The sequence below is a fragment of the Propioniferax innocua genome (assembly GCF_006716235.1).
Classification (GTDB): Bacteria; Actinomycetota; Actinomycetes; order Propionibacteriales; family Propionibacteriaceae; genus Propioniferax; species Propioniferax innocua.
On the sequence record NZ_VFOR01000005.1, the window covers coordinates 73,795 to 85,789 of the forward strand.

At 64.1% G+C, this 11,995-nt stretch carries 10 protein-coding genes; 6 read left to right on the forward strand and 4 right to left on the reverse strand.

Annotation, left to right across the window (positions count from 1 at the left end):
• The first annotated feature begins 54 nt into the window (after positions 1-54).
• Positions 55-2,013 (forward strand): ATP-dependent DNA helicase, encoded by a 1,959-nt coding sequence (locus FB460_RS12875; protein ID WP_425467000.1) that lies wholly within the window; start codon positions 55-57, stop codon positions 2,011-2,013.
• A 28-nt stretch (positions 2,014-2,041) separates the two neighbouring features.
• On the opposite strand, the gene lexA is transcribed toward FB460_RS12875, so the two are convergent.
• Positions 2,042-2,830, reverse strand: coding sequence for a transcriptional repressor LexA (gene lexA / locus FB460_RS12880; RefSeq protein ID WP_425466999.1), 789 nt, complete (start codon positions 2,828-2,830; stop codon positions 2,042-2,044).
• 292 nt (positions 2,831-3,122) lie between these two features.
• Between lexA and FB460_RS12885 the strand changes: the two genes are divergently transcribed.
• The 5 genes from FB460_RS12885 (at position 3,123) to FB460_RS12905 (ending at position 8,033) form a co-directional block, all read left to right on the forward strand.
• Entirely contained in the window at positions 3,123-3,437 is a 315-nt protein-coding gene (locus FB460_RS12885; protein ID WP_142094608.1) for a hypothetical protein, read from the forward strand.
• A 315-nt stretch (positions 3,438-3,752) separates the two neighbouring features.
• Positions 3,753-4,205 carry a transcriptional regulator NrdR gene (gene nrdR / locus FB460_RS12890; RefSeq protein WP_142094609.1) on the forward strand — a complete coding sequence of 151 codons (453 nt, stop codon included), beginning with the start codon at positions 3,753-3,755 and terminating at the stop codon, positions 4,203-4,205.
• Positions 4,206-4,326: 121 nt separating this feature from the next.
• Positions 4,327-7,176 carry a vitamin B12-dependent ribonucleotide reductase gene (locus tag FB460_RS12895; protein ID WP_142094610.1) on the forward strand — a complete coding sequence of 950 codons (2,850 nt, stop codon included), beginning with the start codon at positions 4,327-4,329 and terminating at the stop codon, positions 7,174-7,176.
• Positions 7,177-7,303: 127 nt separating this feature from the next.
• On the forward strand, positions 7,304-7,552 hold the full coding sequence (gene secG, locus FB460_RS12900) for a preprotein translocase subunit SecG (RefSeq protein WP_142094622.1): 249 nt from the start codon (positions 7,304-7,306) through the stop codon (positions 7,550-7,552).
• Between the two features lie 124 nt (positions 7,553-7,676).
• Positions 7,677-8,033: an RNA polymerase-binding protein RbpA gene (locus tag FB460_RS12905; protein WP_142094611.1), complete on the forward strand. Its 357-nt coding sequence runs from the start codon at positions 7,677-7,679 to the stop codon at positions 8,031-8,033.
• Here the strand turns inward: FB460_RS12905 and FB460_RS12910 are convergent.
• The 3 genes from FB460_RS12910 to tal all read right to left on the reverse strand — a co-directional run.
• A complete protein-coding gene (locus FB460_RS12910) occupies positions 8,027-10,159 on the reverse strand; it encodes an MMPL family transporter (RefSeq protein WP_142094612.1) in 2,133 nt (710 codons plus the stop codon). The genes FB460_RS12905 and FB460_RS12910 overlap by 7 nt on opposite strands.
• Positions 10,160-10,239: 80 nt before the next feature.
• On the reverse strand, positions 10,240-10,935 hold the full coding sequence (pgl, locus tag FB460_RS12915; protein WP_142094346.1) for a 6-phosphogluconolactonase: 696 nt from the start codon (positions 10,933-10,935) through the stop codon (positions 10,240-10,242).
• A gap of 77 nt (positions 10,936-11,012) precedes the next feature.
• A partial coding sequence (gene tal / locus FB460_RS12920; RefSeq protein ID WP_142094613.1) for a transaldolase occupies positions 11,013-11,995 on the reverse strand: 983 nt, incomplete at its 5' end.

Genomic DNA, 11,995 nt, shown 5'->3' on the forward strand with positions numbered 1-11,995 from the left:
CTGGCAGCGGCCGTGTCCCGGGTCGGCGGAACCTCCCGGCCCGGTCAGGAGCAGATGGCCGACGCGTTGGCACAGGCCTTTGAGTCGGGTGACCATCTCCTGGTGCAGGCCGGCACGGGTACCGGGAAGTCCTTGGGGTATCTGGCGCCGGTGTTGACCCGCGTCCATGACCATGACGAACGTGTGGTGATCGCGACCGCAACCTTGGCCCTGCAGGCACAGTTGGCGAACAACGACATTCCGCACGCGCTCAAGGCGATGGCCGAGACCACCGGCCACGAACCCCGCTCCGCGGTGTTGAAGGGGCGCAGTAATTATGCGTGTCTGATGCGTGTCCGCGATCAGGCGGGAATGGCGCAGGAGTCACTGCTCTCCAGTGAGGAGGTCGCCAGTGCCGTGGATGACACCGATCCCGAATCGGTCACTGGAGCCGAAGTGGTGGCACTGCGCGAATGGGCCGAGGACGAGGCCGAACGCACCGGTCTCGCCGACCGCGATGATGCTCCCAGCCACACCGGTAGGGGATGGGCGCAGGTCTCGGTGTCGCAACGCGAATGCGTCGGTGCCCAGCGTTGTCCCTACGGTGAGGAGTGCTTCGCCGAGCGGGCCCGCGAACGGGCACGTCAGGCTGATGTGGTGGTGACCAACCATGCCCTGTTGGCCATCGATGCGATGAGCGATGTGCAGACGCTGCCGGAGTACGACCATGTGGTGATCGACGAGGCCCATGAACTTGTTGCACGAGTCACCGGGGCGGCATCGGCGGAGCTCTCTCCACAGCAGGTGGAGCGGGTGGCGAAGCGTTGCACGGTCTATCTCGATGATGACCTCGGCATGGACTTCCTCGACGCAGCCGATGACCTCCAGCAAGCCCTCGATGACGCCGAGCCGGGCCGTGTCACCGAACCTGGCGCGGTCACCATGGCATTCGAGCGAGTTCGTGACGTCTCCCGACGCGTCGCCTCTGCCTTGGGAGGGCGCGAAGGCGGGGGAGACACCGACAACGACAAGCGTCAAGTGCTCGCCGTGGTGCGAGAAGTCTTCGAGATATCCGAACGCATGGCCGCGCTCGGGGACTTCGATGTGGTCTACGTCAACGACCGGGAACGAGCCGGCCGGGAGGCTCGGGTGGCTCCCCTGAGCGTCGCCGGATTGATGCGGACCCGGGTGTTGGCCGAGGCCACGACGGTGTTCACATCCGCCACCCTCAAACTCGGTGGTGACTTCACGAACGTGGCCGCCAGTTTCGGGCTTCGTGCCCACGAGCGGGTCGATGATTCCGCACCCAGGTCGGGCAACGAAGCGGGGCCCGATGGGGAGGGGGACGAGGTCGGACCGTTGCCGTGGCGGGGGATCGATGTCGGATCACCGTTCGACTACCGCCGTCAGGGCATCATGTACATCGCGAAACACCTGCCGCCACCGCGCCGTGACGGCATCACAGCGGAGAACCTCACCGAGGTCGCGGAACTTGTGTGGGCAGCCGGCGGGCGCACGCTCGGACTGTTCGCCTCCCAGCGCTCGGCCGAGGCTGCTGCGGTGCATGTGCGGCGTCAACTTCCCGACCACACGATCCTGTGCCAGGGCGACGCCCAGCTGTCGGAACTGACGCGGCGGTTCATCGACGAACCGGCAGTCAGCCTGTTCGGCACCGTCTCGCTGTGGCAGGGCATTGACGTGCCGGGTGACACCTGTCAGCTCGTGATCATCGACAAGATCCCGTTCCCGCGCCCCGACGATCCCCTCATGCAGGCACGTCAACAGGCGGTCACTCAAGTCGGCGGCAATGGTTTCATGGCCGTGGCCGCGAGCCATGCCGCACTGCTGCTTGCCCAAGGCTCCGGACGCCTCATCCGCCGATCCACCGACCGCGGCCTTGTCGCTGTACTCGACCCCCGCCTTGTGACTGCACGCTACGGCAGCTTTCTCCGCGCCTCCATGCCGCCCATGTGGGCCACGACCGAACGCGAGACCGCGATCCAGGCGCTGCGACGCCTCACCGGCCAAGACTGACGCCCGTCACACGCGCGTCACACGCGTGTCACACGCGACGCATCACCGCCACAACTTTCCCCAGAATCGTTGCATCGTTCCCATCGATCGGGTCGTAGGCGGGGTTGTGCGGCATCAGCCACACCTGATCCTTGGTTCGTTTGAACGTCTTGACGGTGGCCTCGAGATCGAGAAGTGCGGCGACGATGTCGCCGTTCTCGGCATTGGACTGCTGACGCACGGCTACCCAGTCACCGTCACAGATCGCGGCGTCGATCATCGAATCACCGCGGACCTCCAGTAGGAAAACCGTGCCTTCGCCGACGAGTTGCTTGGGCAGGGGGAACACCTGCTCCACCTGTTCCTCGGCCAGGATCGGGCCGCCGGCGGCGATACGGCCCACCACGGGAACGTTGATCGCATCCGGGAATGACTCACCGATGTCTGTCACATCGAAGTCGTCGTTGTGCACACCCACCACGTGGGGCGGTTCCTCGAGGGGAGTCTGCCCGCCATCTTCCGGCAGGAGGACCTCGAGTGCACGAGGGCGACGCGGATCACGGCGCAGGAACCCTCGTTCCTCGAGAACGCGTAGCTGGTGGGAGACAGAGGACGTGCTCGACAAGCCGATCTGATCGCCCATCTCCCGAATACTCGGCGGGTAACCGTTGAGGGTCACAGCGTTCTTGATGACCTCCAGCAGTCGTCGTTGGCGTGGAGTCAACTCATCAAGATGGGGTAGATCCGATGGAAGTGGGGGGACGTTCGCCGAAGCGGTCATCTGGGCGTTGACATCGGCCTTGCGCGGGCGTCCGGGGCGGCGTTTCGGCGCATTCATGCCATCCATTCTAGGCAGGGAGCCCGCGATTCATACAACTGTTCGAGGCGTGTCGTGGTCTCGAACGTGTGAGCGGCTCAAATCTGTCGTACCCCCCTGTGATGCTTCAGGTGTAGCGCCCGGGCCACCAAGAATGTCGAAACTATGATCGATTTATTCTTGCCTCCGCGGGGTCGGGCGTGCATCCTTGTATCGAACATTTGTTCGGAGCCTGATTGCTGGTGGGGCTCTGGGCGAGAGAGCAGAAGAGCGAGAGAGCAGAAGAGCGAGAGAGCAGAAGGAGTTGGCACCCATGGCCGCAGTGATGGTGGAACGAGTCGATTCGATGGTCGGGCGCGAGGTGCGTTCGGCGCGAAGTGTGCGCTCGATGCAGGAGCCTCGGTCGCGCGCTCGCGGGCCCAGATCCCTGCGAGTGCTCGAGGGTGGCATGGCAGGGCAGGCGGTGGCCGGGTCGTGCAGGGTGTCGCGACCTGTGCCGATGGAGGCCCCCGCGTCGGGGTGGCGGCTCACGGAGCGCGGGATCGCCGTCGTCATGGGGGTGTTGGCGCTCATGGTCATGGCTGGGGTGCTGTGCGTCGTTGTCACGTTTCTTCAGGTGACCTCCTGACCGAAAAGGGTTCGACGCGCCGTGTCGCCTGATTCTTTTCGGTGACTTTTCCCTGTCCCTGTGGGGGTTGGGGCAGGTGGGGCATGAGGGGGCTTCGCGGCGTGGTTGCTCTTGTGGGGGACTCGCCCTAGGATGCCCATATCTAGTAGTTACAGACGTGTCGTTAATCCACAGATAGTGGTTGTTGTGCACATGGTGTCCACAGCCTCCCCCACAGGAATGGGGTGGGTTACGCACAGGGCTGACGGGGTTCTCCACCGTTTCGTCCACAACTGAACGTCCGACCATCGATGTGCCACCCGGGAGGTGAACGCCGTGTACTGCCCGTTCTGTCAGCACCATGATTCGCGTGTGCTCGATTCACGGACCACTGAGGACGGCCGTTGCGTGCGTCGTCGTCGCCAGTGTCCGTCGTGCGAGAGGCGATTCACCACGATCGAGCAGATGCAGATCGTCGTCGTCAAGCGCTCGGGCGTGATTGAGCCGTTCAGCCGAGACAAGGTCATCACCGGCGTGCGGAAGGCCTGCAAGGGGCGTCCGGTCACCACCGAGCAGCTGGCGAAGCTGGGGCAGGACGTCGAGGATGCCCTTCGCGCCGCCGGTCGTGCCGAGGTGCCTGCCGACGAGGTCGGTCTCGCCATCCTTGAGCCGCTGCGGAAGCTCGACCAAGTCGCGTACCTGAGGTTCGCGAGCGTCTACAAACAGTACGAATCCGTGGACGACTTCACCGCGGAGATCGACTCCCTGAAAGGGGCGCCCACGGCGTGACTTCGCGCCGCCCACACAAGACCGCGCCCTGATCGGGTGTGAGTCCCCAAGCATTGAGCATCACCACCAGCAGACATTCCACAGACACCACGAACGTGAGCAAGACGAGGAGTCACCACCCATGACCGAGACCAGTAACCAGCACGACACACGGGGTCTGACCATCGACCGCGTGTTCACCACCGAGGGTGTCCATCCGTATGACGAGGTGACATGGGAGCTTCGTGACGTCGTCCAGACCAACTGGAAGACCGGGGAGGCCGTGTTCGAGCAGCGGGATGTGGAGTTCCCGGGGTTCTGGTCGATGAATGCCACCACGATCGTCACCTCGAAGTACTTCCGTGGTGCTGTCGGCACCCCGCAGCGTGAGACGAGCCTCAAGCAGCTCATCGACCGTGTGGCCAAGAAATATCGGAGCACCGGTGAGGCCGAGGGCTACTTCGCGACGTCCGAGGACGCCGAGATCTTCGAGCACGAGCTCACGTGGATGCTGTTGCACCAGGTGTTCAGCTTCAACTCCCCGGTCTGGTTCAACGTCGGCACCGAATCGGCCCAGCAGGTCAGCGCCTGCTTCATCCTCTCGGTTGACGACTCCATGGATTCGATCCTGAACTGGTACAAGGAGGAGGGCTTCATCTTCAAGGGCGGCTCCGGTGCCGGCCTCAACCTCTCCCGTATCCGCTCGTCGAAGGAACTGCTCAGCTCCGGTGGCACTGCTTCGGGCCCGGTGTCGTTCATGCGCGGCGCCGATGCCTCGGCCGGCACGATCAAGTCTGGTGGCGCTACGCGCCGTGCGGCCAAGATGGTCGTGCTCGACGTGGACCACCCCGATATCGAGGAGTTCGTCGAGACCAAGGCGCGTGAGGAGGACAAGATCCGTGCGTTGCGTGACGCCGGCTTCGATATGGACCTCGGTGGCCGCGACATCGCCTCGGTGCAGTACCAGAACGCGAACAACTCGGTGCGTGTCACCGACGAGTTCATGAAGGCCGTCGAGGATGGTCACGAGTTCGGCCTGCGTGCCCGTATGAACAACGAGGTGATCGAGAAGGTCGACGCCCGTGAGCTGTTCAACAAGATCGCCAAGGCCGCTTGGGAATGTGCTGACCCGGGGCTGCAGTACGACGACACCATCAATGATTGGCACACCAACCCCGAGACCGGACGCATCACCGCGTCCAACCCGTGCTCGGAGTACATGTCACTCGACAACTCCTCCTGCAACCTTGCCAGCCTCAACCTGCTGAAGTTCCTGCGCGAGGACGACACCTTCGATGTGCACAACTTCGTCAAGGCCGTCGAGATCATCATCACTGCGATGGACATATCGATCACCTTCGCTGACTTCCCGACCGAGGCGATTGCGCAGACCACCCGTGACTACCGCCAGCTCGGCATCGGCTACGCCAACCTCGGTGCGCTGCTCATGGCCACCGGTCATGGCTACGACTCAGAGGGTGGACGCGCTCTCGCCGGTGCCATCACCTCGCTCATGACCGGCGTGGCCTACCGCCGATCGGCTGAGCTCGCAGGAATCGTCGGAACCTACAACGGCTACGCCCGCAATGCCAGCGCGCACCAGCGTGTGATGCGCAAGCACCAGGCGGCCAACGATTCACTGCGTACGCTCAGCGATTTCGACACGCCCATCCAGCAGGCCGCCACCGGTGAATGGGACGCCGTGGTGCGCCTCGGTGCGGAGCAGGGCTTCCGCAATGCCCAGGCCTCGCTCCTGGCGCCGACCGGAACCATCGGCTTCATGATGGACTGCGATACCACGGGTATCGAGCCGGACTTCTCGCTGGTCAAGTTCAAGAAGCTCGTTGGCGGCGGCTCGATGCAGATCGTCAACCAGACGATCCCGCGTGCGCTGGCCAACCTCGGGTACACCGACGAGACCGCCGAGGCCATCGTCGAGTACATCGCTGAACATGGTCACGTGATCGACGCCCCGGGGCTCAGGACAGAGCATTACGAGGTCTTCGATTGCGCCATGGGTGCTCGTGCCATCAAGCCGATGGGGCACGTGCGCATGATGGCTGCCGTGCAGCCGTTCCTCTCCGGTGCGATCTCCAAGACGGTCAACCTGCCAGAGTCGGCCACCGTCGAGGACATCGCTGATGTCTACCTGCAGGGCTGGAAGCTTGGGCTCAAGGCGCTCGCCGTCTACCGCGACAACTGCAAGGTCGGGCAGCCGCTCTCCGACGGCAAGAAGAAGGAAGCCAAGAAGGAGGCCGATGAGCCCAAGGTGATCATCGATCACAAGCCGCGTCGCAAGCGTCTGCCCAAGACGCGCCCGTCGTCGACCACATCGTTCACCGTGGGTGGGGCAGAGGGGTACTTGACCTCCGGGTCGTACCCTGACGACGGTCTTGGTGAGGTCTTCCTCAAGCTTGGCAAGCAGGGCTCGACCCTGGCCGGCGTCATGGATGCCTTCTCGATCGCCATCTCGATCGCACTTCAATACGGGGTGCCCTTGAAGACCTATGTCGAGAAGTTCACGAACATGAAGTTCGAGCCCGCCGGAATGACCGATGACCCGGACATTCGCATGGCGCAGTCCATCATCGACTACATCTTCCGTCGTCTCGCCCTCGACTACCTGACATTCGAGGATCGCGCCGAGCTCGGTATCCACACCGCCGCCGAGCGTCGCCGCTACGTCGAGACCGGTTCGTACATCGACGAGAGCGACAACGACCGTGAGGAAGTGGAGGGGGCCACTGCACCGGCGGGCAAGATCCAGCTGTCGCCCGGTGCAGTGGAGGACGAGCCCGAATCGGAGGAACCGACCACCGATGAGCCGACCCAGCGTACGGCCAGCGATGCGCACACCACCGCGGAACTCCTCGAGTCGTTGCAGGGCAACACCGTCGACGCTCCGCTGTGCCTGACCTGTGGAACGAAGATGCGGCCCTCGGGCTCGTGCTACGTGTGTGAGGGCTGCGGCTCCACCTCCGGCTGCAGCTGATCGGCAGAACTTCCACCACGACCGATTCCGCGTCGGCCATGCTCACCGATGGGCATGGCCGACGCGGCCGTTTCAAATGGGATACCTCGAACAGATGGGTTACACTCACGCCGTGCTCTTGCCCTTGATGACGACCCCGCAACTGATCGTTTCCATCGTCCTGGTGGTGCTGTCAGTCCTGCTGGCCCTCACGATCCTCATGCACAAGAACCGAGGTGGCGGTATGTCCGACCTCTTCGGCGGCGGTATGTCCTCCTCCTTCGGCGGCATGTCGGTGCGCGAGCGCAATCTCGACCGCATCACCGTGGTGCTCGGCGTCCTTTGGTCGCTGTGCATCATCGGGCTGTTGTTGCTGTACCGGTTCTTCCCGAACTGAGTCGGGCCGGTTTTCTCCGTCGGCCGATGCGTCGACATCCGCATTCCCGAAGCCCGCACCCTGTCGGGCTCTGTGCGGGCGTGCAATTTCCAGACATCCATCCGCAGCTATGCAAGGAGTCAACGTGGTAGGTGGCAATGCCATCCGCGGCAGTCGAGTCGGTGCAGGACCCATGGGTGAGGCCGAACGCGGTGACGCCGCTCCCCGGCTCTACGTCTCGTACTTCTGCGCCAACGATCACGAGACGCGTCCGGCCTTCGCAGCCGATGCCCAGGTCCCTGAATCCTGGGACTGCCCGCGATGCGGACTCCCGGCCAGTATGGATTCGGAGAATCCGCCGCCCCCGCCGAAGATCACGCCCTACAAGACGCACCTGGCATACGTGAAGGAGCGTCGCTCCGACACCGAGGCGGAAGCCATTCTCTCCGAAGCCGTGGCGGCATTGCAGGCTCGCCGCAAGCGCGGCGAAGTGCTCTACTGAGCCAACCGGCTGGGCCACCACACGCGTCGGCCCAGACCAAATGTCCAAGCCGGCACGAGCAGTGTCCGGACGATGAAGGTGTCCACCAGGACGCCGAAGCTCACGATGAACGCCAGCTGCGCCAAGAACAGGATCGGCAGGACCGCCAGGGCTGCGAATGTCGCGGCCAACACGATGCCTGCGCTGGTGATGACACCGCCGGTGGAGGCCATCGCCCGCTTCACCGCTTCCCCCGTGGGGTGGCCAGCGACCGCTTCCTCCCGGACCCTGGTCATGAGGAAGATCGAGTAGTCGACGCCGAGTGCCACCAGGAAGACGAAGCCCAGCAACGGCACCGTCGGGTCAGCACCTGGGAAGTCGAACACATGGTTGAACACCAGAGCTGCCGTGCCCAGTGCTGTCCCGAAGGACACCACCGTCGCGATCGTCAGCAGGGCGCCGGCCACGATTGAGCGCAGCAGCAGGCTGAGCACCACCAAGATCGCGATCAGCACAGCGGGAACCACGGTGACCAGGTCGCGTTGGGCTGTTCGTATCGTGTCATGGTTCTCAGCCGCCACCCCGCCGACCAGGGATCCGGGATCGATGACGTGGGCCACCTCGCGCACCACTTCCACCGCCTCGGAGCCGGCTTTCGGCGTGGAGATATCGCCGGCCTCGGCATCCACGATCACCCGGCCTCCGCGTTCATCGGTTGACACATCTGCCGAAACAATCTGGGGCAGGGCCGCGACTTCGCGTGCCATCTGCTCGGCCGTGTCGGCGTCGGTCACGATCTGAATCGGCTCAGCCGCGCCCAGATCGAACTTCTCATCGATGACAGCCTGACCAACCTTCGAATCGACCTCCGAAAGGATGATGTCGCTGTCATTGGTTCCCCCATTCTGGAATGTGGGGACGAATACACCGCCGGCCAGCAGCGCCACGAGGACCACAGCGCCGGTGATCTGGGGCCGCTTCTCCACACCCGAACTGATCCGCCACCAGATGCTGCGATGCGTTTCTGGAGCATGATCATCGATCTCCTCATGGGCAGTCACGCGGGGAATTCTCGGCCAGAAGACCCAACGGCCCATCAACAGCAAGGCAGGTAGCAGTGTCAGGGCCGCAAGAAGTGCCGACCCCACCGCGATGACGCCGACCGGGCCGAGGGAACGGCTCGAGTTCAGCGAGGCCAGGAGCAGGCACAGGAGACCGAGGGCGACGGTTCCCGCCGATGCTCCGATGGGCTCGATACAGGCACGCAGGGTGACCCGCATGGCCTTCCACGACGATTCATGACGCCGCAGCTCCTCGCGGTGGCGAGCCACGACCAAAAGCGCGTAGTCGGTGGTGGCCCCCACCACGAGGATGAACAGGATTCCCTGCGCCTGACCATTGACCTGGATCAGCCCTTCCTTGGCCAACAGATAGGTGATGCCTCCGGCCAGCGAGAGTCCTGCCGTTGCGGAGAACAGCACCAGCAAGGGCAGGATGATCGACCGGTAGACGATCAACAGGATCACCAGGACTGCTGCGAAGGTGACGAGCAACAACATGCCGTCGATCCCACTGAACGCTTCGCCGAGATCGGTGATGAAGCCCGCCGGACCAGCCACATGCACCTCGGCATTGGTGATCTGCGGCGTCTGCTCGCGGATGGAGGCGACCACAGAATCGAGGCGTGGATCGCCGTCGGCATCTTGTGCATTCACCTTCTCACCAGAAAGCGGAAGCAACAGCAGAACGCCGCTGCCGTCGTCGGCAGGGATGACCGGGACCACCGCATCTGTGGCCAGGTAGTCACGCAGAGGAATCCCGTCGACATCGATCCCATCGACCACGTCGGAGGCATAGGCGGCCCCGGGCATGCCTCGTGGGGGACCGGCGGGAAGCGCCTCGGAGACGACATCGGCTCCCATGATGGTGACGAAGGCAGGCAGCGCGTCGCTGTCCTGGAATTCCTTCACCGCCTCTCTGGCCTCGATGGATTCCGAAGCCTGCGGCAGGAAGGCGCTCGAGTCGTTCTCGGTGACCTGCGACAGCATGCCGATACTGCGGCCTCCCACAGCGGAAACACCGAGCCAGATGCCCACCAGGGCGATGAGGATGAACGCACGGATGAGCGAGCGACGTGATGGGCGCATGGGGTCTCCTGGAGGGCGTGGACGGCACCATCGACGCTAGGGCCACGATCACCCATGGGCATCAACCAGATGGTTGATGATCAGCCCAGGCTACGGGCGGCGTCTTCGTCGCAGAACCATCGGGTACGCCGCACACCGCGGGCATGTGCACCGGGCAGCTCATCATCGCCGTGATACGAACCTGTCAGGGCCGGAGCCTTGGACGACCCACTGACGATGAACCAGACCTCGTCGCTGGCGGAGATGGTCTGGAGGGTCAGCGAAAGCCGTTCCGGCGGCGGTTTGGGGGAGTTCCGGACCGCAATCACCGGGTCTCCGCTGGCATTCATCGAGGGATGGCCGGGAAATACCGAGGCCACATGCCCATCGGGGCCGAGCCCGAGCAGACAGATATCCATGCGAACACTGCCCAGCTCGGCGGAGTATTGCTGGGCCGCAGCGGTCAGTCCCGGTCCTTCACCTGACGGCATGGGGTGTACCGCGCCGAATCCCATCGGAGCCAACAACTCGAGTGCCGGCTCGGCGTTGCGCTGATCCGAATCGCTCGGAACCCACCGTTCATCGCCCCACCACACTTCGACGCGAGACCAGTCCACCTCGGCGGTTCCGGGGCGGTCGGGCCAGAGACGGTACAGCTCGGTGGCGATGGTTCCACCGGTCAGGGCCACGTGGACGTGACCCTGACCGGCACCGAGGCGGGCAGCGATCGCGTCATTGAATGAATCGGCGACCTTTGCTGCCAGCGCCTTCGGATCGGCGCAACGGACGACGGACATGACTTCCTCCCGAGGGATTACGGGACAACGATGCCATGACCGCGGGCGCAAACGCTCATCGGGCGTCCCGGTGTGCTTCAGGCCTCGTCGAGGGCCGTCCGCACCGTCTCTTCGAGTTCGTTCCAGCTCTTCATGAACTTCTCGACGCCCTCGGTCTCGAGAACCTGCTCCACATCGGAGAAATCGACCCCGGCGTCGGCGACCATCTTCATCGTTCCGTGGGCAGGATCGATCAGGCCGGTCACGCGGTCGCCGCGTACAGTGCCATGATCGGCGAAGGCGTCCATCGTGGCCTGCGGCATGGTGTTGACGGTGTGAGCGGCGATGAGCTCGGTGACGTACAGCGTGTCGGGGTAGGCCGGATTCTTCGTCCCCGTCGACGCCCACAGCGGACGCTGCAGGTTACCGCCGGCCGCGGCGAGAGCCTCCCACCGCGGATCCTCGATCGACTTGAGGAACACCTCGTATGCCAGACGTGCATTGGCGATACCCGAAGCCCCGGTGAGCCCACGCGTCGGCTCGACGCCGAGGGCGGCCAGCCGCTTGTCGACCTCGGTATCCACACGGGAGATGAAGAACGACGCGACCGAGTGGATCGTGGATATATCGATGCCCGCGGCCTTGGCATCCTCCAGGCCGCTGAAGTAGGCGTCGATCACCTCGCCGTAGCGTTTGGTCGAGAAGATCAGGGTGACATTGACGCTGATCCCCGCAGCGATGGTGCGGCGGATGGCAGGGATGCCCGCCTCAGTGGCCGGGATCTTGATCAGGACGTTTTCCCGATCGACGAGCCGATGCAGTTCGGCGGCCTGCGCGACGGTGGCATCGGTGTCATTGGCCAATCCGGGATCGACCTCGATCGAGACCCGGCCGTCCACACCATCGGTGGCCCGGTAGGTCTCCATGAACAGGTCGCAGGCGTCACGGACATCGGTGGTGGTCATGGACGTGATGGCCTCGGCCACCGATGCCCCCGAAGCCTTGAGCTCCTTCATCTGCTGGGCATAGGCCTCACCGTCGGCGAGAGCCGCCGCGAAGATCGTCGGATTGGTGTGACGCC